At 68.5% G+C, this 20,550-nt stretch carries 20 protein-coding genes; 14 read left to right on the forward strand and 6 right to left on the reverse strand.

All coding sequences use genetic code 11. The annotated features are described in order from the left end of the window. Nucleotides 1-13 precede the first annotated feature (13 nt). The 6 genes from OZ671_RS12925 to OZ671_RS12950 all read left to right on the forward strand — a co-directional run bounded on the left by OZ671_RS12925 (nucleotide 14) and on the right by OZ671_RS12950 (nucleotide 5,614). On the forward strand, nucleotides 14-178 hold the full coding sequence (locus OZ671_RS12925) for a hypothetical protein (RefSeq protein WP_268861129.1): 165 nt from the start codon (nucleotides 14-16) through the stop codon (nucleotides 176-178). A gap of 209 nt (nucleotides 179-387) precedes the next feature. After that, nucleotides 388-2,436, forward strand: coding sequence for an elongation factor G (locus OZ671_RS12930; RefSeq protein WP_268861130.1), 2,049 nt, complete (start codon nucleotides 388-390; stop codon nucleotides 2,434-2,436). Between the two features lie 541 nt (nucleotides 2,437-2,977). Then, nucleotides 2,978-3,481, forward strand: coding sequence for a YbjN domain-containing protein (locus OZ671_RS12935; protein WP_268861131.1), 504 nt, complete (start codon nucleotides 2,978-2,980; stop codon nucleotides 3,479-3,481). A gap of 79 nt (nucleotides 3,482-3,560) precedes the next feature. Beyond that, nucleotides 3,561-4,421: a pyrroline-5-carboxylate reductase gene (proC, locus tag OZ671_RS12940; RefSeq protein WP_268861204.1), complete on the forward strand. Its 861-nt coding sequence runs from the start codon at nucleotides 3,561-3,563 to the stop codon at nucleotides 4,419-4,421. Between the two features lie 86 nt (nucleotides 4,422-4,507). Further along, complete coding sequence (locus OZ671_RS12945; RefSeq protein ID WP_268861132.1) at nucleotides 4,508-5,242, forward strand: TetR/AcrR family transcriptional regulator; 735 nt, start codon at nucleotides 4,508-4,510, stop codon at nucleotides 5,240-5,242. A 15-nt stretch (nucleotides 5,243-5,257) separates the two neighbouring features. Continuing rightward, nucleotides 5,258-5,614: a tRNA-binding protein gene (locus tag OZ671_RS12950; RefSeq protein ID WP_268861133.1), complete on the forward strand. Its 357-nt coding sequence runs from the start codon at nucleotides 5,258-5,260 to the stop codon at nucleotides 5,612-5,614. A gap of 57 nt (nucleotides 5,615-5,671) precedes the next feature. Here OZ671_RS12950 and OZ671_RS12955 read toward each other — a convergent pair whose 3' ends face one another. Continuing rightward, entirely contained in the window at nucleotides 5,672-6,553 is an 882-nt protein-coding gene (locus OZ671_RS12955; protein WP_268861134.1) for a branched-chain amino acid aminotransferase, read from the reverse strand. A 193-nt stretch (nucleotides 6,554-6,746) separates the two neighbouring features. On the opposite strand from OZ671_RS12955, the gene OZ671_RS12960 reads away from it, so the two are divergent. The 3 genes from OZ671_RS12960 (at nucleotide 6,747) to OZ671_RS12970 (ending at nucleotide 9,516) form a co-directional block, all read left to right on the forward strand. Beyond that, nucleotides 6,747-7,304 (forward strand): MarR family winged helix-turn-helix transcriptional regulator, encoded by a 558-nt coding sequence (locus OZ671_RS12960; protein ID WP_268861135.1) that lies wholly within the window; start codon nucleotides 6,747-6,749, stop codon nucleotides 7,302-7,304. 3 nt (nucleotides 7,305-7,307) lie between these two features. Further along, nucleotides 7,308-8,027 (forward strand): response regulator, encoded by a 720-nt coding sequence (locus OZ671_RS12965; protein WP_268861136.1) that lies wholly within the window; start codon nucleotides 7,308-7,310, stop codon nucleotides 8,025-8,027. Nucleotides 8,028-8,118: 91 nt separating this feature from the next. After that, a complete protein-coding gene (locus tag OZ671_RS12970; RefSeq protein WP_268861137.1) occupies nucleotides 8,119-9,516 on the forward strand; it encodes a TMEM43 family protein in 1,398 nt (465 codons plus the stop codon). A 6-nt stretch (nucleotides 9,517-9,522) separates the two neighbouring features. Here OZ671_RS12970 and OZ671_RS12975 read toward each other — a convergent pair whose 3' ends face one another. Further along, on the reverse strand, nucleotides 9,523-10,497 hold the full coding sequence (locus tag OZ671_RS12975; RefSeq protein WP_268861138.1) for a quinone oxidoreductase family protein: 975 nt from the start codon (nucleotides 10,495-10,497) through the stop codon (nucleotides 9,523-9,525). Between the two features lie 282 nt (nucleotides 10,498-10,779). Here OZ671_RS12975 and OZ671_RS12980 point away from each other — a divergent pair, with 282 nt between their 5' ends. The 5 genes from OZ671_RS12980 (at nucleotide 10,780) to minE (ending at nucleotide 15,511) form a co-directional block, all read left to right on the forward strand. Continuing rightward, complete coding sequence (locus OZ671_RS12980; RefSeq protein WP_268861139.1) at nucleotides 10,780-11,883, forward strand: endo-1,4-beta-xylanase; 1,104 nt, start codon at nucleotides 10,780-10,782, stop codon at nucleotides 11,881-11,883. Then, nucleotides 11,883-13,340 (forward strand): lipopolysaccharide biosynthesis protein, encoded by a 1,458-nt coding sequence (locus tag OZ671_RS12985; protein ID WP_268861140.1) that lies wholly within the window; start codon nucleotides 11,883-11,885, stop codon nucleotides 13,338-13,340. The genes OZ671_RS12980 and OZ671_RS12985 overlap by 1 nt, the downstream gene beginning before the upstream one ends. A gap of 331 nt (nucleotides 13,341-13,671) precedes the next feature. Beyond that, complete coding sequence (gene minC, locus OZ671_RS12990; RefSeq protein WP_268861141.1) at nucleotides 13,672-14,403, forward strand: septum site-determining protein MinC; 732 nt, start codon at nucleotides 13,672-13,674, stop codon at nucleotides 14,401-14,403. 32 nt (nucleotides 14,404-14,435) lie between these two features. Continuing rightward, nucleotides 14,436-15,251 (forward strand): septum site-determining protein MinD, encoded by an 816-nt coding sequence (minD, locus tag OZ671_RS12995; protein ID WP_038307631.1) that lies wholly within the window; start codon nucleotides 14,436-14,438, stop codon nucleotides 15,249-15,251. Beyond that, entirely contained in the window at nucleotides 15,248-15,511 is a 264-nt protein-coding gene (gene minE / locus OZ671_RS13000) for a cell division topological specificity factor MinE (protein WP_038307630.1), read from the forward strand. The genes minD and minE overlap by 4 nt, the downstream gene beginning before the upstream one ends. A gap of 71 nt (nucleotides 15,512-15,582) precedes the next feature. On the opposite strand, the gene OZ671_RS13005 is transcribed toward minE, so the two are convergent. From OZ671_RS13005 to OZ671_RS13020, 4 genes are all read right to left on the reverse strand, one after another. Continuing rightward, nucleotides 15,583-16,776: a hypothetical protein gene (locus tag OZ671_RS13005; RefSeq protein ID WP_268861142.1), complete on the reverse strand. Its 1,194-nt coding sequence runs from the start codon at nucleotides 16,774-16,776 to the stop codon at nucleotides 15,583-15,585. 85 nt (nucleotides 16,777-16,861) lie between these two features. After that, entirely contained in the window at nucleotides 16,862-17,641 is a 780-nt protein-coding gene (locus tag OZ671_RS13010; protein ID WP_268861143.1) for a WecB/TagA/CpsF family glycosyltransferase, read from the reverse strand. 17 nt (nucleotides 17,642-17,658) lie between these two features. Further along, the gene (locus OZ671_RS13015) at nucleotides 17,659-19,149 is read right to left on the reverse strand and encodes a GumC family protein (RefSeq protein WP_268861144.1); all 1,491 of its coding nucleotides are present in this window, start codon (nucleotides 19,147-19,149) and stop codon (nucleotides 17,659-17,661) included. A gap of 250 nt (nucleotides 19,150-19,399) precedes the next feature. Next, complete coding sequence (locus tag OZ671_RS13020) at nucleotides 19,400-20,275, reverse strand: polysaccharide deacetylase family protein (protein WP_268861145.1); 876 nt, start codon at nucleotides 20,273-20,275, stop codon at nucleotides 19,400-19,402. Between the last annotated feature and the right edge of the window lie 275 nt (nucleotides 20,276-20,550).

The following is a 20,550-nucleotide window of genomic DNA, read 5'->3' on the forward strand; positions in this document are numbered from 1 at the left end:
TCCGAGGTCCGGCATGTCCCGAATAGTGCTTTTTCTGGTCGCCGCCGGAGCCGTGGTGCTGGCACAGTTCGCCGACCGGCGCACGGCGCATCTGCCCGGGGCGGAGAGCCTGGCGGCCCGCCAGCAGGCCGTCGACGATGCCATCGTCACCGGTGCGGTCCGCCGCCAGCTGCGCTGACCTCCGCCCGCGCGGCGGGCGGCGCCTGCCGGCACCTGACCGGCACGTCCGACGCCTCCTATTCGCTGCAGCGCGAGACTGCGCCCTTGCATCGCCTCCGCCGCGGCGCGAGCATCGGCTTGCGCGAGGTGCACGCAAAAGACCCTCCGTCCGTCCCGTCCCTTCCGGGTCGACTTTCTCGCCCGGGCCCGAACGACGAGGAAAGTGCCATGGGTGAAGCAGGCGGCAGAAGGGCTGCGGGTCCCCGGTGCATCGCGCTGGTGGGCCCGTTCCAGAGCGGCAAGACCACGCTGCTCGAAGCAATCCTGGAGCGGACCGGCGTCCTGCAGCGGATGGGATCGGTCGACAGCGGCACGACGGTCGCCGATGCCAGCGGCGAGGCCCGCCAGTTCAAGATGAGCGTCGAAGGCAGCATCGCCACGACGAGCTTCATGGGCGAGGCCTTCACCTTCATCGACTGCCCCGGTTCGGTCGACTTCCTGCATGAAATGCGCAATGTGGTTCCGGCCGTCGACGCGGCCGTCGTCGTCTGCGAAGCCGACGAGAAGAAGGTCCCGGCGCTCGGCGTGATCCTCCGCGAGCTCGAAGACCGCGGCATTCCCCGTCTCCTGTTCATCAACAAGATCGACAAGGCCGACAAGCGCATCCGCGAGACGTTGACGACCTTGCGGCCGGCCTCGCGCGTGCCGCTGCTGCTGCGGCAGATCCCGATCTGGTCGAACGGCATCGTCTCGGGTTTCGTCGATCTCGCGCTCGAGCGGGCCTTCGTCTATCGCGAGCACGCCGCGTCCATGGTCGTGCCGCTCGACGGCGAGGACCTGACGCGCAACCGCGACGCCCGCTTCTCCATGCTCGAGACGCTCGCCGATCACGACGACGAGTTGATGGAGGCGCTGCTCACCGACCTCGAGCCGCCGCGCGACAAGGTGTTCGACGATCTCGGCCGCGAGCTGCGCGACGGCCTGGTCTGCCCGGTCCTGTTCGGTTCGGCGACCCGGACCAATGGCGTGCTGCGGCTCCTGAAGACGCTGCGCCACGACGTTCCCGACGTCAGCGAGGCGGCCGCCCGGCTCGGCGTCAAGGACGGCGAGACGGTCGCCCATGTGATGAAGACCGTGCACACCGCCCATGGCGGCAAGCTGTCGGTGTCGCGCGTTCTGGCGGGCACGATCGGCGACGGCGCCATGCTGACCGGCTCCTCCGGTCAGACCGAGCGGACCTCGGGCCTGTTCCGGATGTTCGGGGCGAGCCTTGAAAAGGTCGGCGAGGCGAAAGCCGGCGACACGGTCGCCTTCGGCAAGCTCGACCATGTCGAGACCGGCGATGCCATTACCACGGCCCGGACGCCGCGGGCGCGGCTCGCCGAGGCCGCCGTGCCGCAGCCGGTCCTGTCGACCGCCCTGTCGGCCAAGGACCGCAAGGACGACGTCAAGCTCGGCCTGACGCTCGCCAAGCTGCACGACGAGGACCCGTCCCTGTCGGTCAGCCATGTCGGCGAGACCTCGGAAATGGTGCTGGCCGGGCAGGGCGAAATGCATTTGCGCGTGGCGGTGGCCAAGCTCGCCAATCGTTACGGCATCGCGGTCAATCAGATGAAGCCGGGCGTCGGCTACCGCGAGACCATCAAGAAGAGCGTCACCGGCGTGCGCGGCCGGCACCGCAAGCAGTCGGGCGGCCATGGCCAGTTCGGCGACGTGGTCATCGACGTCCGGCCGCTGCCGCGCGGCGAAGGCTTCGTCTTCACGGACACGATCACCGGCGGTGTCGTGCCCAAGCAATATATCCCGGCGGTCAGGGACGGCATCGAGGACACGATCAGGAAGGGGCCGCTCGGCTTCCCGGTGGTCGACATTGCGGTGACGCTCACCGACGGCAGCTATCACACGGTCGATTCCTCGGACATGGCGTTCCAGCAGGCCGGACGCATCGCCATCCAGGAGGCCCTGCCGGCCTGCCATGCCGTGCTGCTGGAACCGATCCACCGGGTCGAGATCGCGGTGCCGTCGGAAGCGACCGCCAAGATCAACGCCATCGTGTCCGGGCGGCGCGGCCAGATCCTCGGCTTCGACGGGCGCGAGGGCTGGCAGGGCTGGGACGTGGTGGCTGCGCTGATGCCGGAATCGGAGATCGGCGACCTGATCGTCGAGATCCGCTCGGTGACGGCGGGGGTCGGCACCTTCACCTCGCGTTTCGACCATCTGGCCGAACTGACCGGGCGCGAGGCCGACAAGATCGTCCAGGCACGTGCGGCGGCCTGACGCAGTATCGACGGCCGACAAAAAAGAAAGCCGAGCTGAATAGCCCGGCTTTGTTGAGTTTCGGCCGCTGATGCGAGGCATCTCGCGGCCGCCTTCCAGAGGGGAACGCCGACGGCGACTTGGGACACAGGGAGGAAGTGTTCCGTAACACCGTCGACACCTGGAACATGGCGCGAACCTGTGCAGCGCACAACCAGGATGGGCGCATGGCAGGGGGCCCAATGCCGCACGCCTCGCCAACATGCCCAAAAAGCGGGCCGATCCGGTCACAACCGAGGATGCCTCGACACAGGTTGTGCATCGCGACCGGTCGCGTGTGGATAATCGTGACGGACCAATTGCGGAAAGATGACGAATCCAAGATCCGTTGCGGGGTCAGTAGGCAGCGCCTTCATCCTGCGTTAGGGTCTGGTCAAGGATCGATTCGGTCAGCCGAATCAAACGGTTGGCGGCGGCAGCGCCGACGGCCCGGAAACGGTCCTCCTGTCCAGTTGCGTCCGTCGCGTCTGTCCGACAACCGAGCGAACCGCACGGGGGCGGAATGTCCTTGATCGACCTTGAGACCACCGATCGCCAAGTCAATCCTGTCGATCTCGTGGAAAATCTGGCGGCACTGAACGACTGGTCGTTCGATCGCTCCGCCGACGATGAAATCACCATTTCCGTGAGCGGGCGCTGGGGCGACTACCATGCCTCCTTCACCTGGATGGATGATATCGAATCGCTGCACCTGGCCTGCGCCTTCGATCTCAAGGTGCCGGACCGGCGGCGGACCGAGGTCAAGGACCTGGTCCAGCTGATCAACGAGCAGCTCTGGCTCGGGCACTTCGACCTCTGGCCACAGGAAGGCGTGGTGATGTTCCGCCATGGCCTGCTGCTCGCCGGCGGAGCGGAGGCCTCCGGCCGGCAGTGCGAGGCCCAGCTCGATGCGGCGATCGAAGCCTGCGACCGCTACTATCAGGCCTTCCAGTTCGTCGTCTGGGCGGGCAAGAGCGCGCGCGAGGCGATGGACTCGGCCCTGTTCGAGACGGTCGGCGAGGCGTGACATCAAGCCTCAAGGCAGGTAACGCTCAGGCGCGTGCTCGCCGCACCGCCTGAGCGAGCCCATGCCCCTTGAGGTTGCCATGTCGAACCCGTCGCCTTCCGAGCAGCGCGAGACGGAGCGTCCGCTCCAATCCTTCACGGGCCATCTGGTGCTTGTCGGTGCCGGCCAGATGGGCGGTGCGCTGCTGGCCGGCTGGTTCCGGCTGGGGCTCGAACCGAGCCGCGTGACCGTCATCGATCCGCGGCCCTCCGACACGATCAGAACGCTGCTCGCCGACCATCCGACGGCCATCAATCCGCCGGCGGCCGCGCCCGCCGACGTCATGGTGCTGGCGATCAAGCCGCAAATGGCCGACGAGGTCATGCCGCAGGTCAAGCATCTCGTCATCGACACCACCGTCGTCGTCTCGGTCATGGCCGGCAAGACGATCGCCCGCATGGAGGAGGTGTTCGGCGCCGGCACCGCCGTGGTGCGCACCATCCCGAACACGCCCGCGGCGGTTGGCCGCGGCATTACCGGGGCGGCGGCCAATGGCCATGTCACCGCGGCCCAGCGCGCGCTGGTCGATACGCTGCTCGGCGCCGTCGGCTCGGCCGAGTGGCTGGAGCGCGAGGACTGGATCGACGCCGTGACCGCCGTTTCCGGCTCGGGCCCGGCCTATGTGTTCCTCATCGCCGAGACGCTGGCGCGCGCAGGCGCGGCAGCGGGCCTGCCGGCCGATCTGGCCGCACGCCTGGCCCGGGCGACCGTCGAGGGAGCGGGCGAGCTGCTCTACCGCTCGCCCGCCATCCCGCCTGCGACGCTCCGGCAGAACGTCACCTCGCCGAACGGCACGACCCATGCGGCGCTGCAGGTGCTCATGGCCCCCGACGGCGTCGATCCGCTGTTCGAGGCAGCGGTCGCCGCGGCGGCAAAACGGTCGCGGGAGCTGGCGGGCTGAACCGCCAGGGCTTATGTCGAGGGCGGATCGGCCGGGGCGGTGGCCGCCGGCCGCGGATCTTCAGGTGTCACTGACGGGAGGATCGCATGGCCAAGACTTCCAAGACGACCGGAGCCGAACCGCCGCGCGAGGCGGTGGTCGCGGCGTTCATGGCGCTGCTTGCCGAGAAGCCGCTTCGGGAGATCGGCCTTGCCGAGATCGCCGAGAAGGCCGGGCTGTCGCTGGCGGCCCTGCGGCAGGCCTTCGGCTCGAGATTCGAGATCATCGCCGCCTTCGTGAAAGGCATCGACACGGCCGTGCTCGAGGGCATCGACGCCGACCTCAAGGATCAGCCGGTCAAGGAGAAGCTTTTCGATCTGCTGATGCGCCGGCTCGACCTGCTCGGCCCGCACAAGGCCGCGATCGCCACACTGGCCCGCGCCGCCCGGCAGGACGGCGCGCTGGCGATGGGGCTGAACCGCCTGGCGGTGCGCTCGCATCAATGGATGCTGGCCGCGGCCGGCGTCGAAACCGGCGGCCCGGGCGGCGCGCTGAAAGCGCAGGGCATGGCGGCTATCTTCGCGCGGGTCGTCAGGGTCTGGCTCGACGATGACGATCCGGCGCTCGCCCGCACCATGAAGGCCCTGGACGAAGGGCTTGCGCGCGCCGGCCGCGCGGCGCAGACCCTCGACACGGTCGAGCGGTTGACCGCGCCGCTCAGGTCGCTGTTCTGCGCCCCCCGCAGCTTCTGCCCGTCGCGCAGGCGCGACGAGCGCCGTGAACCCCGACCGGGCAGCTGGCGGGGCGACGATTTCCGCGATCCGCATGTGACGCCGGTCTGAAGGTTTGGAGAAAGCATGAGCAGCAGCGCGCCGGCCGGCCCGATCACCTTCGACGATTTCCTGAAGGTCGACATCCGGGTCGGCCGCATCGTCGAGGCCGAACCCTATCCGGAAGCGCGCAAGCCGGCCTTCAAGCTGGTGATCGATTTCGGCGAGGAGATCGGGCGGAAGAAATCGTCCGCCCAGATCACGCGCCACTATGCGCCGGAAACCCTGATCGGCCGCCAGGTGCTGGCGGTGGTGAACTTTCCACCGCGCCAGATCGGCAAGTTCATGTCGGAAGTGCTGACGCTCGGCATACCCGACGGCACGGGCGAGGTGGTGCTGCTGGCCCCGGAACGCGAGGTGCCGATCGGCGGACGCCTCTACTGACGAAAAAGCCGGGCGCGAGGCCCGGCCTGTCGTGGGAAGCGGATGCGCCAGGCGCGGTCAGTTCGCCTTCGGGCTGACCTCGGCCGTGTAGTCTTCCATGATGGTCTTCGACATGTTGCCGGGCGTGAACCGGTAGGGGCCGATCTCGGCCACGGGCGTCACCTCGGCGGCGGTACCGGTGATGAAGCACTCGTTGAAGCTCGACAGTTCCTCCGGCATGATCCGCCGCTCGACCACCTCGAAGCCGCGCTTCTTGCACAGGTCGATCACCGTGCGCCGCGTGATGCCATCCAGGAAGCAGTCCGCCAGGGGTGTATGAACCTGGCCGTCCTTGATGAAGAAGACATTGGCGCCGGTGCATTCGGCGACACGGCCCTGCCAGTCGAGCATCAGCGCGTCGGCATAACCCTTCTTCTCGGCGCGGTGCTTGGAAATGGTGCAGATCATGTAGAGGCCGGCCGCCTTGGAGGTCGACGGCGCGGTGGCCGGGTCCGGCCGACGGTAGTCGGCCATGTCGAGGCGGATGCCCTTCATCTTGGTCGCCGGGTCGAAATAGCTCGGCCAGACCCAGCTCGCGATGGCGAGGTGAATGGTGTTCTGCTGGGCCGAAACGCCCATCATTTCCGAGCCGCGCCAGGCGACCGGGCGGATATAGGCATCGGTCTGGCCATTGGCCTTCAGCACCTCGGCCTTGGCGGCATCGATCTCGGCGACCGAGAACGGCACCTCGAAATCCAGCAGCTCGGCCGACCGGCGCAGACGCTCGGAATGTTCGGTCGACTTGTAGATGACGCCGCCATAGGCGCGCTCGCCTTCGAACACGCAGGAGCCGTAGTGCAGGCCGTGGGTGAGGACATGGACCTGGGCCTCGCGCCAGGGAACCAGCTTGCCGTCCATCCAGATGAAACCGTCGCGGTCATGGAACGGGATCAGGCTCATGAAACTATCCTCCTGCCGTACCGGAGCAGCGACGGCCAGATTGTGGTTTTGCGAAGCGCTTCGGGTCCAGCTAACCTTGGGGTGCAGGCATCATCGCAAGCGCAACGATTCTCACCACGGTCAGCAGCCGATTTGGTACGATCGTATCGTGAATGCGGGCAAATGAGTAACAATCGGCATCGAATATGTCAACATGGCTGACATAAATGTCTCTCCGGCGTCACGCCGCCCCTCCTCGACCGCTCCGGGCGCGAGCTCCGAAACGGTCGTGCGCGAGCCCGCCTACGACCTGATCGAACTGATGTTCTTCGCCTATCGCGACTTCGTGGGCGATCCCGACCACGTGCTCGAGCGCTACAGTTTCGGCCGCGCGCATCACCGGGTGCTGCATTTCGTCAACCGCCACCCGGAGATCCGGGTGGCCGATCTGCTGGATATCCTGAAGATCACCAAGCAGAGCCTCGCGCGCGTGCTGCGCGAGCTGATCGAGCAGGGCTTCATCGTCCAGAAGGAAGGATTGGCCGACCGGCGGCAGCGGCTGCTCACCGTCACGGACAAGGGGCGGGCCCTGGCGCTCGAGCTCTCCCGCCTGCAGACGGAGCGCATCGCGCGCGCGATTGCCGGGTCGGGCACGTCGCGCGATGCCGCCGTGCGCTTCCTGTTCGCCATGATCGATCCGGAAGCGCGCGAGGATGTCACGCGCCTGATCACCAAGGCCGATCGCGGCCCGGCCCGGCCGAGGGAGCGCTGAACCATGACGCCGGCCAAGGCCCTGCCCGACGATGCCCACCATCTGCTGGTCGTCGACGACGACCGGGTGATCCGCCAGACGCTGGCGCGCTATCTCAACAATAACGGCTATCGGGTGACGACCGCCGAACATGCGGGAGCGGCGCGGGCCCGGCTCGACGCGCTCACCTTCGACCTGCTCATCCTCGACGTGATGATGCCCGGCGAGACCGGCTTCGATCTCGCCCGGGCGATCCGCGCCGGCAAGACCGAGCAGGCGCCGGCGGTGCCGATCCTAATGCTGACCGCCAGGTCCGAGCCATCGGACCGGATCACCGGCCTGGAGATCGGCGCCGACGACTACCTGCCGAAACCGTTCGAGCCGCGCGAGCTGCTGCTCAGGATCGGCGGCATCCTGCGCCGGGCGCTGCCGACGCCGCAGCCGGTGGTCGAATCCGTGCGGTTCGGCGACTTCCACTTCCATCTCGGCCGGCTCGAACTGCGGCGCGGCGAGGAGGTCATCCGCCTGACCGACCGCGAGAAGGAGATGCTGCGGGTGCTGGCGGTGAAGCCGGGCGAAACCGTGCCGCGCTTCGACCTCGCCGCGCCCGGCGGCGACATCAACGAGCGTACCGTCGACGTGCAGGTGAACCGGCTCAGGCGCAAGATCGAGGTCAATCCGGCCAATCCGGTCTATCTGCAGACCGTGCGCGGCATCGGCTACCGCCTGATCGCCGCGCCCTGAGCCGCGAAACAGGACGCCTCTGACGCAGCGTCAGGTTGAAACAGCGCCTGACCATGATCCCGCGCGGGCGATATTCCCGCGAGGGGCTGCGATGAGCGACGATACCAATAACGACTGGTCCGGTCCGGCCGATGCGTCGGCCGACGGCACGATCGGCGGCGACAGCGAGACCAGCACCGAACAGGTCGGCTTTCTGCAGCGGCTGATGCAGTCGCTGGCGGGCATCCTCGTCGGCCTTGTCCTCGCCGCGGCGACCGTCTACGGCCTGTTCTGGAACGAGGGCAGGGCGATCGGCACGACGCGTGCGCTCAACGAGGGCGCGACGGTCGCGGTCACCGTGCCGGCGACCCGGGTCGACCCGGCCAACGAGAACCGTCTCGTTCATCTCAACGGCCAACTGGCGGCGGGCGCGCCGCTCGCCGACCGGGACTTCCGGGTGGAGGCGCGCGGCCTGAGGCTGGTGCGCCGGGTCGAGATGTATCAGTGGAAGGAAGACCAGAAGACCGAGAGCCGCAGCAATGTCGGCGGCTCCCAGACGCGCACGACGACCACCACCTATGAGCGGGTCTGGTCGGATCGCCCGATCGATTCCACAAGGTTCCGGCAGCGGGACGGCCACGGCAATCCGGCCATGCCGGTCTCCGGCCGTACCGAAACCGCCGGCGACGCGCGGATCGGCCAGTTCCGGGCCGACCGGCCGGTGCTCGACCTCTTCGGCCGCAGCGCGGAGCGCAGCCTCCCGCTCGGTGCCGAGGCGATGGCGCCGTTCGTCGCCAGGTTCGGGCAGCGCGCGCGCCTCGTCGACGGCACGGTCTATGTCGGCGACGACCCGCAGGCCCCGCGGATCGGCGATCTGCGCATCAGTTATTCGATCCTGCCCGAGGGGCCAGTGAGCGTTGCCGGCCGCCAGACCGGCGACGGGCTCTCGCCCTATGTCGCGCGCAACGGGCGGGAGGTGTTTCTCGGCGAGACCGGCACCAAGGCGGCGGATGTGCTCTTCGCCCATGCCCACGAGACCAACAGCCTGATCACCTGGATCCTGAGGGGCGCGGCGTTCCTGGTCATGTGGATCGGCTGGTTCCTGGTGCTGCGGCCGTTCGTCGTGCTCGCCGACGTCATTCCGATCCTCGGCAGCGTGATGGCCGCCGGCGCCGGCCTCGTCGCGCTGGCCCTGACGCTCGTCACCTATCTGCCGGCCATCGCGATCGCCTGGTTCTGGCACCGGCCGATCATGTCCATCCTGCTGGCGGCGGCCGGATTTGCCGGGTTCCTCGGGCTTCGGTTCATCGGCCAGCAGCGGCGCGCGGCGCGGACCGTGGCGACAGCCGCGCCGGAGGCCGGCCAATGGCAGGCCTACCCGCAAACCGGGCCGATGGCACAGGCGCCCTCAGGCGGGCCGGCCTATCCGCAGCCGGCGGGCGGCACGGCCGCCCAGCCATCCTTCCTCAACATTCCCGCTTCGCTCGGCGGGCGCGGCACGCCGTCCTGAGCGCCGTCAGGGGATGAGGATGATCGAACCGGTCGTCTTGCGGCCGGTCAGGTCGGCGTGCGCCTGGGCCACCTGCTTCAGGGGATATTCCTTCGGCTTCTGGATCTTGACCGTGCCGCTCGCCACCGCCTCGAAGACGTCCTTGGCATTGGCGAGGAGTTCCTTGCGGGTCGCGACATAGTGGAACAGCGTCGGCCGCGTCAGCGAGGCCGACTTGGCCGAGAGGGCGCCAGGGGCGATCGGGTCAGGCGCGCCGGAGGCCGCGCCGAACAGCACCAGATGGCCGCGCATGGCGAGGCATTCGAGCGATTTCAGGAAGGTGTCCTTGCCGACCCCGTCATAGACGACCTGCACGCCCTTGCCGCCGGTGATCTCCTTCACGCGCGCGACGAAATCCTCCTGGGTGTAGAGGATCGGATACTGGCAGCCGTTCTTCTTGGCGAGCGCTGCCTTTTCGGGCGTCGAGGTTGTGCCGATGACAATGGCGCCGAGCGCCCTGGCCCATTGGCACAGCCACAGCCCCATGCCGCCCGCGGCGGCATGGACCAGGACATAGTCGCCCTTCTTGACGTGGTACGTCTGCTTCAGCAGGTAGCGGGCGGTCATGCCTTGCAGCATGATAGCCGCGGCGGTCTTGTCGTCGATCGTCTTGGGCAGCTTGACGAGGCTCGCAGCGGGGAACAGCCGCTTCTCGGCATAGGCCCCGGGCGGGCCGCCGGCATAGGCGACGCGGTCGCCGACCTTCACTTCGGTCACCCCCTGGCCGATCGCCTCGACGACGCCGGCGGCCTCCATGCCGATGCCGTGCGGCAGGCTCGGCATCGCATAGACGCCGGTGCGCTGGTAGATATCGATGAAATTCACGCCGATGGCGGTCTGTCTGACATAGGCTTCGCCCGGCCCCGGCGGCTTCAGCGACACGTCCTCGTAGACCATCGCCTCGGGACCACCGGGCTTATGGATACGCACCGCCTTGACCATGTCGGCTCCTCGCTCTGACGTTGTCGTTCTCGTGTCGGAACGCGCTGATTCCTCTGGCGCCGATCAAAACAATCGATTTCGCCGGTTCGTTGTAATGCGATTTGCACGATGGCGTCGATATGCCGCACGCGTCGCGCTGCCGTCAAATCACCGGCCGCGGGCGGCGGCCTGCTAATTCAGGCGTCGTCAGCCACGGTTCATCCTCGCCGCGCTATCGGCCCGGTGCCTCGCGATGATCCGGTGCGAGGCACGACACTTGCGAAGCGAGGGCCGAGGTAGCCCATGTTGTCCCGACGCGAGACCCTTTTCACGGCCTTGAAGGCCGCCTGCGGCATTTCCGTGGGCGCGGCGTCTCCTTTGGGGACGCTTCTGACCGGCGCGGCCGCCGCCGAGACGCCGGCGCGCCCGCCGCGCGAGTGGACCGTGCCGTTCGGCGCCGCGCTGCGCGACGGGCCGCTGGCGAACGAGGCCGACTACCGGGCGGCCGTCGCCCGCCACTGCGCTCAGGCGGTGGGCGAGGGCGGCCTCAAATGGTTCGACCTCAGGCCGGCCCGCGACCGGTTCGTCTTCGACCAGCCGGACAAGCAGCTGGAGTTCGCCCGCGCCAACGGCCTCGAACTGCGCGGCCATACGCTCGTCTGGGCCGAGGTGATGCCGGACTGGACGCGGACGATCAGCCAGGGCGAAGCCGAGGCCGAGCTGATCCGCCATATCGAAACGGTCATGAGCCGCTATCGCGGCAAGATCCGCAGCTGGGACGTGGTCAACGAGCCGATCGCCAACGATCCGGCGAGCCGCACCCATCTGCGCCCCTCGATCTGGCAGCAGCGCCTCGGCGAAGGCCATATCGCCCTGGCGCTGCGGACCGCCGCGCGCACCGATCCGCAGGCCAGGCTCATCATCAACGAATATGACATCGAGTTCGTCGGCGACCGGTTCAGGCGCAAGCGGGAGGCCTTCCTCAGGCTGATCCGCGACCTGAAGCTGCGCAATGTGCCGCTGCACGGCATCGGCCTGCAGGGACATCTGCGCGCCGACCTGCCGGTCGACCGCGACGCGCTTTCCGCCTTTGTCGCGGAAATGCGCTCGCTCGACCTCGAGGTGCTGGTGACGGAACTCGACGTCGTGGACGACAAGCTGCCGGCGGCGACCGATCTGCGCGACATGATGGTGGCGGCCAAGGCCTACGAATATCTGGACGCGATCCAGGCGGCGGCGCGCCCCTCGGCCGTGCTGAGCTGGGGCATCACCGACAAATACACCTGGGTTCCGATGTACTTCAAACGATCCGACGGGCTGCCGAACCGGCCGCTGCCGCTCGACGAGGCCTATCGCCCCAAACCCCTGATGCGCGTTCTCGAACATTTCTGCGGAGCCCGGCGCTGATGCTGATCCGCCAGACATCGACCTATATGATCGCGCATGGCACGTCGGCGGCCTTCGGCTTCCTGTCGGTGATCCTGTTCACCCGGCTGCTGACGCCGACCGAATATGGGTTCTATGTCGTCGGCATGGGCATTGCCGGCATCGTCTCGGCCCTGGTCTTCACCTGGGTGCGGCTGTCGGTGCTGCGCTTCGAATCCGAGGGCGATGCGGTCGACATCCGCCTCACCGCCCTTGCCGCCTATGCGGTCTCGGTGGCGGCGACACCAATCGTCTTCGCGGTCACGGTGCTGGCGCTCGGCGTGCCGTTCGAGCGGGCCGCGGCGGCGGTCGTGCTCGCCGTGTCGCTCGGCCTGTTCGAGCTCGGCCAGGAAATCCTGCGGGCCCGGCTCGATGCCGGCTCCTATATGCGTGCGGCGGTTCTGCGGGCTGTGGTCACCATCGGCCTGTCGCTCGCCATGGTCCATCTCGGCTATGGCGGCCTCGGCCTCGTCATCGGCGTGGCAGGCGGCTACCTCCTGACCTCGGTCGTCTTTTCCAGGGCGGTCTGGCGCGGGCCGCGCAAGCCGTTCAACCGCGACGTGTTCTCGCAGATGCTGCGCTTCGGCGTGCCGATGGCGCTGTCGGGCGGCGTGTTCGCGCTGCATTCGGCGCTGGACCGGCTGCTGGTGGCCTATCTCTTGGGCGACCATGCCGCCGGCGTCTATGGCGCAGCAGCAGACCTGACGCGTCAGATCATCCTGTTCCCGGCGCTCTCGGTGGCGTCCGCCGTCGTGCCGTTGGCGATCCGCTCGCTGGCGGAGGACGGTCCGGCGGCGGCCGATGCGCATCTGACGCGCAGCGGCGAGCTGCTCCTCGCCGTCGTCATGCCGGCCGTCGTCGGTCTCGCGATCGTCGCCCCGCATCTTGCGGCGCTGATCCTCGGTCCGGAATTCCGAGCGACCGCCGCCGAACTGATCCCGATCCTCGTCTTCGCCTGGCTGTTCCAGACGATCTCGCAGCAGTTCGTGCAGGTCAGCTTCCATCTCGCCAAGAAGCCGCGCCTGATGGTGCTGCACGGCACGGCGATCCTGATCGTCAACGTCGTGGCCATGCTGGTGCTGGTCCGGCCCTTCGGGCTGAAGGGGGCGGCGGCCTCGCTGGTGCTGGCGGAAGCGGCCGGTGTCGTCGTCGGCTATCTCCTGTCGCGCCAGGCCCATCCCTTGCCCTTCGCCTGGCAGCCGATCGTCAAGGTGGTCGTCGCCGTGGTCGCCATGGCCGTGCCGACGGCGCTGATCGAGTGGCGCGGCGCCGACGAGAGCATTGTCGGCCTTGCGACCAGCATCGTCACCGGCATCGTCATCTATGCGGCGGCCGCCTTCGCGATCGATCTCGCCGGCGTGCGCGGGGCTCTCATGGGCCAGATCGCCGAGTTCAGGCAGCGCCGCTCCGATGCGGGGCCACGGCGCCGGTTGATCTGACCGCGCGCCCCGCGGGGCCCTCCCGGCGAGGCCGGGCGGCCGGCTGCCCGAATCGCCTGGCGGACCGAGCCCGGCGCTGCGCGGCCAGGTTTTGCTTCCCCTCACGGCAGGCCGCCTCCCGGTTGCGTCGGCGTCCGCGCCCGCGGAGCCCCGGTCTGCGCCCCGACAATCCTCGTTTCCGCGTTCGGCGGGGCCTATCCCGTTGACGGGCAGGATGATTTCGCCGTTGTCCGGAGTTTCGGGCGATCGGCTCAGGCACTGAAAAAAGCCCGGCGATTTACCTCCTGTTAACCACGCGGCCATACACCGGGTGAACTCAAAATTTACCAAGATGACCGCCGTGTTAACCCAACCCCGGCCCATTCGCCTCAAGGGGCGCAGCTTCCTTGCGCTCGCCCTGACCCCCGAGCTGCCCGTCGAGGACTGGCTGGCCCGGCTCGACGATCTCGCGTCCCGGTCCGCCGGATTCTTCATGCGGCGACCGGTCGTGCTCGATGTCAGCGAGCTCGACATCAGCCGTGCGGAGCTGCACGAGCTCGTCGGCAAGCTCTCGGCACGGAGCGTGCGGATCATGGGCATCGAGGGCGCCCGGCCCTCGCTGCTCGACGCCGACCTGCCGCCCGCAATGATCGATGGCCGGCCGGCTGCCGATTTCGAGGCGCCGGCGGCGGAGGCAAGCGCCAGGCCGCAGCCCGTCGAAAGTGTCGTGGCCGCCGTTCAGCAGCCGGTCAAGGCCGCGCCGTCGGTCGTCATCACCCAGCCCGTGCGCTCGGGACAGTCGATCTTCGCCGAGGGCGACGTGACCATTGTCGGCTCGGTGGCATCGGGCGCCGAGGTCATCGCCGGCGGCTCGATTCATGTCTACGGCACACTGCGCGGGCGGGCCATGGCCGGCACGATGGGCAATGCCGCCGCACGCATCTTCTGCCGCAAGCTCGAAGCCGAGCTGATCGCCATCGACGGCTACTACAAGACGGCCGAGGACATGGAGCCGGGACTGCGCGGCAAGGCGGTCCAGATCTGGCTCGAGGACGAAACATTCAAGGTGGCATCACTCGCCTGAGCCGACGGCGTGTCCATCAACAGGAGAGCTCAATGGGCAAGGTAATCGTGGTCACATCAGGCAAGGGCGGCGTCGGCAAGACGACCTCTTCCGCCGCGCTGGGCGCCGCCCTTGCGCAGAATGGCGAGAAGGTCGTGGTGGTCGACTTCGACGTCGGCCTGCGCAATCTCGATCTCGTCATGGGCGCCGAGCGGCGCGTGGTCTATGACCTCGTCAACGTGATCCAGGGCGAAGCCAAGCTCACCCAGGCGCTGATCCGCGACAAGCGGCTCGAAAGCCTCTACCTGCTGCCAGCCTCGCAGACCCGCGACAAGGACAACCTGACGCCGGAAGGTGTCGAGACGGTCATCGGCGCGCTGAAGAACGCCTTCGACTGGGTCGTCTGCGACAGCCCCGCCGGCATCGAGCGCGGCGCGACGCTCGCGATGCGCCATGCCGACATCGCCATCGTCGTCACCAATCCGGAAGTCTCCTCGGTGCGCGATTCCGATCGCATCATCGGCCTGCTCGATTCCAAGACGCTGAAGGCGGAGAACGGCGAGCGCGTCGAGAAGCACCTGCTGCTCACCCGCTACGACCCCGAGCGCGCCGCGCGCGGCGACATGCTGAAGGTGGACGACGTCCTCGAGATCCTGTCGATCCCGCTGCTCGGCATCGTGCCGGAAAGCATGGACGTGCTGCGGGCCTCCAATGTCGGCGCACCCGTCACCCTCTCGGACAGCCGCAGCGCGCCGGCCATCGCCTATTTCGATGCCGCCCGCCGGCTCAAGGGCGAGAGCCTGCCGGTCACCGTCCCCGGCGAGAAGCGAGGTTTCTTCGGCAAGATCTTCGGAAGGAAAGCGGCATGAACTTCCTCCGGCTCTTTTCCCGCTCCCAGTCGGCGCCGGCCGCCCGCGAGCGATTGCAGGTGCTGCTCGCCCACGAAAGGGCATCGACCGGCGGCTCCGACCTCGTCACCAAGCTGCGCGACGAAATTCTGCAGGTGATCTCCAAGCACATGCAGATCGACGAGGAGAAGGTCAGCGTCAAGATGGAGCGCGGCGCGCAGGTCTCGACCCTCGAGGTCGACATCGAAATCCCGTTCGACGCGGGCAAGAAGGCGGCCTGAGCGCCGCCTTCCCCAGATATCACGCGGCGATCGCCTGAAGAGCGGCTGAAGCTCCCGGCCGCGCTCCGGCCTCAGGCATCCCAGCGCACCCGGGCCATGTGCTCGGCCAGCAGTTTTTCCCGCTCGTGCCTTGCCGGGTCGAAGGGCTCGCGGCCGACGCGGGAATATTTCCAGCTGTCGCTGATCTCGCGGAAGTGCCGGTAGGTGAAGCGCCTGGTCATCAGCCGCGCGGTCGGCTGGCCGCCGATGACATGGATGCGCCACTGCGCGTCCGGCGGGCACTTGGACGGCACGATGGTCCATTTCGGCGGGCAGCGGTCGCCGTCGATGGTGAACAAGCCGAACCGCTTCTCGGGCCGTTCGCGCCGGACCACATGATAGTCGAGATGGCGCTTGTCGCGCTTGTCGGGTGGCGGCGCCTCGCCGTCGAGGCCAATGACCCAGCGGCCATAATAGCGCAGCACGCCGAAGGGATGGCGCTCCGCAGCTTCGAATATGCTGCGGCCGTCGGTCGACAGGATCATCTCGTCGACATCCGAACATTGGACGCTCGCCGCCTCGGCCAGGAAGCGCCGCCGGCCATGCTCCCAGACGCCGTGCTGGCCATAGTCGGAATCCCAGAAGCTCCAGGCGTCGAATCCCTGCGGGCCGAACTTGAACGGCCATGCGACGATGCGCGCGACCTTGATGCCGTCGAGCGCCGCGACCGCCCCGGCCAGCTCCTCCAGCGAATAGTCGGTCGAGCCGTTGTCGTAGATCAGCACGGCGTCGGCGCCGTGAACGTCCCGGGAGAAGCGGATCCAGTCCTGGATCCAGGCAAGCCGATTGTTCTTCGACTGGGTGAACAGCACACGGCGGCCGGCGAAGAGGCCGGTCTCGCCGGGGCTGAGCGCGATCTCCACCGTGCCGAAGCCGGCCTGCAGCGTCAGGCCGACCGTGCCTTCGGGCACTTCGGCGTGAACCTGGCCATGGCGGTCGAGCTCGCGCACGCGGAACCGGCAAGCGGCTCCCGAGGGATGCGCGGTCAGTGTCATGGCCTCGATGTCCGCCTTCAGATTGAGAAAGGGCGGGCCGACCAGGACGACGCGGCGCGGGCCGTCGAAGAAGGCGTCGTAGAACAGGGTTTCGGCGTCGTATTTGGCGTCGAAATCGGCATCCCGGTGTTCCGGCGGACGGGTCGGAAGACGCCGCACGGCGGTGAAATCGGGCAGCATGACCGGGCGTGTCGTGACGATACCGACACGGGAGGAGTGTTGTTGGGACATGGTCCGGTCGCGTGCAATGTCGTCCGTGGTGGCCTGGAGCATTGGAGAAGCACCTTGGCGCTGTCAAACCGGGCGCGCCGACCGGTCAGGCCGAGCGCGTCGCCATCAGGTAGATGGCCTTCGGATTGGTCACGGCGTAGCGCCAGAACAGCCGGCGCGGCTCGAGCCAGATCCGGAAGGCCCATTCGAGACCCGCCTTCTGCATCCAGGCCGGCGCGCGGCGGTTGGTGCCGGACAGGAAATTGAACAGCCCGCCGGAGGTCTTGATCAGGCCGACCCGGTCGAGCTTGTCGGCGTGGTCGCGGACGAAGCGCTGCTCGTGCGGCACGCCCATGGCGAGCCAGAGGATGTCGGGCGCGAGCTGGTTGATCTCGGCGAGCTTGGCCTCCAGCGCCGGCCCGCGGTGAAAACCGTGCGTATTGCCGACAATGTCGAGCCGCGGATAGGCGCGGCGGGCATTGGCGACAGCCCGGGCATTCTCCTCTGGCGTCGCGCCGAGCAGGTAGAAGGTCGCCCCGCTCGCCTCGGCGCGCCGGGCGACGTCATGGAACAGGTCGGTCGTGCTGATGCGTTCCGGCAAGGGCGTGCGGCACACGCGGCGCGAGGCGATCACCATCGGCTGGCCATCGGCGACGATCTGATCGGCCTGCCCCATCAGCGTCGCGATCTCGGGTTCGCTGGCAGCGCGGGCGATCACCTCGCCATTGGCCGAGGTGAGATAGAGCGGCCGGCCGCCGCGCGGGCGCTCGAGCGCCGCGCGGATCATCCAGTCGGCGCATTCGTCCCGGGTCAGGACGGAGATCGGCAGGCCGCCGATCGTCACTGTCGGCAGGGCCCGGAAGCGTGCGTCGAAGTCATCCGACATGAGGGCGGTCCTCGGGTTCAGTAGACGAGCCGGGCGACCGGCGGGCGTCCGGCCACGGTGGCGCGGCCGGCCGGCTGCGGCAGGGTGGCGGGGAACAAGAGGCCGAGCAGCACGGCGAGGGCGGCGCCGGCGCCGACACCGGCGACGAAGCCGGCGGCGGCCATGACCACCCCGCGCGGCGGGAACGAGCGCGTCCGCGGCGGCTGGGCCTGGGTGATGATGCGCAGGTTGCTGGTGTCCATCCGCTCGAGTTCGCTGGTCTCGCGGGAGCGCGACAGGAAGGCGTTGAGCAGGTTGCGGTTGACGTCGGCCTCGCGCTGCATTTCGCGCAGCTGCACGAAAGCCTGGCCGGCGCTGACCGCCTGGGCGCTGAGCTGATCGACCAGCCGGCGCTGGGCGGCATCCGCCGCCTTGGCGCGGTCGAGGTCGGCGCGGGCCGAGCGGACGATGCGGCCGAGCTCCTCGCCGATGGCGCGGTCGACGTCGGCGACCTGGGCCTGCAGGTTGCGGATGCTCGGATGGCGCGGGCCGAATTCGGCCGAGGCGTCGGCGAGGCGCCGGCGGATGTCGGCCTGCTGGCCGCGCAGCGTGGCGATGGTCGGCGAGACGATCGCCTCGGGCAGCGCGCTCGCCTGGCTGCCGGCCCGCGCGGCCTGCTGGATCTGGTCGTAGCGCGCCTGGGCCTCGGTGAGCTTGGCCTGGGCGAGGCCGAGCGCGGCATTGGCGTCGGTCAGCTGCTGCTCGCTGACGAGCTGCGTGCGGGTGCCGACAAGGCCGTTGCGGCGGCGGAAATCCTCGACCCGCTGCTCGGCGACGCGGACGCGCTCGCGCAACTCGTCGAGGCGGTTGGTCAGGGCCTGGGTGGCGCGCCGCGCCGCTTCGGAACGGGCGGCCGCCTGCGATTCCATGAAGGCGTGAGCGACGGCATTGGCGATCTGGGCGGCCTTGTCCGCGGTCGAAGCCCGCGCCGTCACCTCGATGACGAAGGTTCGCTCGGGCCGGCGCACGATCACACGGTCGTAGAGCGCCATCAGCGCGAGCTGCTCGCGGGTCTCAAGGGTCTCGGCGGCCGGCGTGCGCCGCAGGCCGAGGCTGTTGAGCAGCGTCACCGCCCAGGGCGAACCGCCGGTCGTGGCGCCGAATTCGGGATCCTCGATCAGCCGCTCGCTGTCGACCACGCGGGCGAGCACGCTCTGCGAGGTGATGATGCGCATCTGGCTCTCGACGAAATTGATCGCCGCATTGGAATCCTGCTGGCGGGCGGCCGGGTCGCTGTCGAGCACCGGCAGGCCGCGCGGATCGACATAGATCTGCGCCGTCGACGTGAAGCGGGGTGTGATGAGGCTGGAGGCCAGATAGGCGCCGACGCCGAACAGCGGCCCGAGAATGGCGATCAGGAACCAGTAGCGCTTGAGTGCTCCGATGATGTCCACGCCGAACGGCCCGCTGGCCTCGGTCTGCGCTGCGGGAACCGGCGCGATGGGATCGGCCCGATCGTCGTCGTACATGGCTTGCCCTTCCTGCCAAACCGGAACGAACCCTTAAGGTTGTGCCGAATTGGAACACTTGACTGAACCTCAATGGGTCCAGCGCAAGGATGGGGCCAGGGCGAGCTGTCCAGAGCTGGGGCGCAGGCCGCGCGCGCCGGCGGCGGGCATCGCGACTGAGATCACCACAACCTTCATGAGGTTCGCCATGCGTCTCGAATCGGAAACTCAGTCGGGGGCCCGGCGGCGGGCAGACGCTCGGGGCCGACAGCTAGGCGAGACCGATCCGGTCGAGCGCGTCGCGCATCGGCAGGATCTCGATGCCGCGCCGGAGGGCGCCGTCCAGGGCGGCATTCATCAGGCCTGGCGAAGCGCCGAACTTCGTCGGCTGCGGCGCCACGTCATGGGTGAGGAAGACCAGCCAGCCGCCGCGCGCCACCGTCTCGTCGAGCAGGTTGTCGAGCCGGGTCCGGGTCAGGCCGCAATCGATCAGCTCGACCGCCTTGACGAAGTCGGGATCGAGCCGTCCGGCATTGACGCCCGGCTGCACCGAGCGGCTGGCCCGTGCCAGCCTGCCGAGCTGGCGCTTGCGGCCCATGCTGGCAAAGCCGAAGGGATAGGCGAAGGTTTCGCGCCGGAGACCGGGAACCAGCTGGCGCAGGGCTGCCTTGTTGGCGGCGAGATCGGCTTCGAACTCGGCGGGCGCCATGTTGAAGACCGGCCGGTGCGAATGGGTATGCAGGCCGATCTCGTGGCCGCGCCGGTGGAGGTCGCCGACGGCGTCGGGACCGGCCACGGTCCAGTGCTCCTGCGCCGTGCCGAGTTGGCTCGTGCAGGCGAAAAAGGTGCCGCGCGCGCCGCGGGCCTCCATCAGGTCGGCACCAGTCGCATGGGCGGATGCGGGAAAATCGTCGAAGGTGAAGGAGAGCAGCGGGCGCGGGTTGCGCATCGCGATGGTCCGCAGCGGCAGGCGAACGGCCAGCGCATGGCTGAGCCGTGCGCCGAAGCGGTCGATGACCGCATCGCCATTGGCATTGACCGACTGGCCCATCGGCACCACGGGACTGGCCGCGGCGGTTCGCGCCGCCGGTTCGAACGAACCGTCGTCACTCCGCCAAGCCTCGTCCCCTACCGCTTTCATCATCATGCCCAGGGCCCGCATCGTCCACGTATGGCAAGCCGGCACCGGCCCAAGGGCGCTGGCTGACTGCGGGCAGGGCGAAGAGCGTCCGCTCCCTCCAGTAGCGCCCGACGGCAGGACACCCGCTTCGCGATCATCGCGGCGGCGCCGGCCTCGGGCTCTACAGTCCCGGACCGGCAGTGTCGGCTGCCGGCACGGATCGAGGAGAAGGTCTCGTTTCGCCGCCCCCCGCGGCGTCCGTTGTCTCGCAACAGGTCTTAAGATTTAGCCGGCGCGAGACG

The organism is Phreatobacter sp. AB_2022a (genome assembly GCF_026847585.1).
In the GTDB taxonomy this organism is placed as follows: Bacteria; Pseudomonadota; Alphaproteobacteria; order Rhizobiales; family Phreatobacteraceae; genus Phreatobacter.

Bases quoted from the DNA above. Each gene is read 5' to 3' on its own strand.
- OZ671_RS12925 (WP_268861129.1), top strand. From the start codon at position 14: ATGTCCCGAATAGTGCTTTTTCTGGTCGCCGCCGGAGCCGTGGTGCTG.
- OZ671_RS12930 (WP_268861130.1), top strand. From the start codon at position 388: ATGGGTGAAGCAGGCGGCAGAAGGGCTGCGGGTCCCCGGTGCATCGCG.
- OZ671_RS12935 (WP_268861131.1), top strand. From the start codon at position 2,978: ATGTCCTTGATCGACCTTGAGACCACCGATCGCCAAGTCAATCCTGTC.
- proC (WP_268861204.1), top strand. From the start codon at position 3,561: ATGTCGAACCCGTCGCCTTCCGAGCAGCGCGAGACGGAGCGTCCGCTC.
- OZ671_RS12945 (WP_268861132.1), top strand. From the start codon at position 4,508: ATGGCCAAGACTTCCAAGACGACCGGAGCCGAACCGCCGCGCGAGGCG.
- OZ671_RS12950 (WP_268861133.1), top strand. From the start codon at position 5,258: ATGAGCAGCAGCGCGCCGGCCGGCCCGATCACCTTCGACGATTTCCTG.
- OZ671_RS12955 (WP_268861134.1), bottom strand. From the start codon at position 6,553: ATGAGCCTGATCCCGTTCCATGACCGCGACGGTTTCATCTGGATGGAC.
- OZ671_RS12960 (WP_268861135.1), top strand. From the start codon at position 6,747: ATGGCTGACATAAATGTCTCTCCGGCGTCACGCCGCCCCTCCTCGACC.
- OZ671_RS12965 (WP_268861136.1), top strand. From the start codon at position 7,308: ATGACGCCGGCCAAGGCCCTGCCCGACGATGCCCACCATCTGCTGGTC.
- OZ671_RS12970 (WP_268861137.1), top strand. From the start codon at position 8,119: ATGAGCGACGATACCAATAACGACTGGTCCGGTCCGGCCGATGCGTCG.
- OZ671_RS12975 (WP_268861138.1), bottom strand. From the start codon at position 10,497: ATGGTCAAGGCGGTGCGTATCCATAAGCCCGGTGGTCCCGAGGCGATG.
- OZ671_RS12980 (WP_268861139.1), top strand. From the start codon at position 10,780: ATGTTGTCCCGACGCGAGACCCTTTTCACGGCCTTGAAGGCCGCCTGC.
- OZ671_RS12985 (WP_268861140.1), top strand. From the start codon at position 11,883: ATGCTGATCCGCCAGACATCGACCTATATGATCGCGCATGGCACGTCG.
- minC (WP_268861141.1), top strand. From the start codon at position 13,672: ATGACCGCCGTGTTAACCCAACCCCGGCCCATTCGCCTCAAGGGGCGC.
- minD (WP_038307631.1), top strand. From the start codon at position 14,436: ATGGGCAAGGTAATCGTGGTCACATCAGGCAAGGGCGGCGTCGGCAAG.
- minE (WP_038307630.1), top strand. From the start codon at position 15,248: ATGAACTTCCTCCGGCTCTTTTCCCGCTCCCAGTCGGCGCCGGCCGCC.
- OZ671_RS13005 (WP_268861142.1), bottom strand. From the start codon at position 16,776: ATGTCCCAACAACACTCCTCCCGTGTCGGTATCGTCACGACACGCCCG.
- OZ671_RS13010 (WP_268861143.1), bottom strand. From the start codon at position 17,641: ATGTCGGATGACTTCGACGCACGCTTCCGGGCCCTGCCGACAGTGACG.
- OZ671_RS13015 (WP_268861144.1), bottom strand. From the start codon at position 19,149: ATGTACGACGACGATCGGGCCGATCCCATCGCGCCGGTTCCCGCAGCG.
- OZ671_RS13020 (WP_268861145.1), bottom strand. From the start codon at position 20,275: ATGATGATGAAAGCGGTAGGGGACGAGGCTTGGCGGAGTGACGACGGT.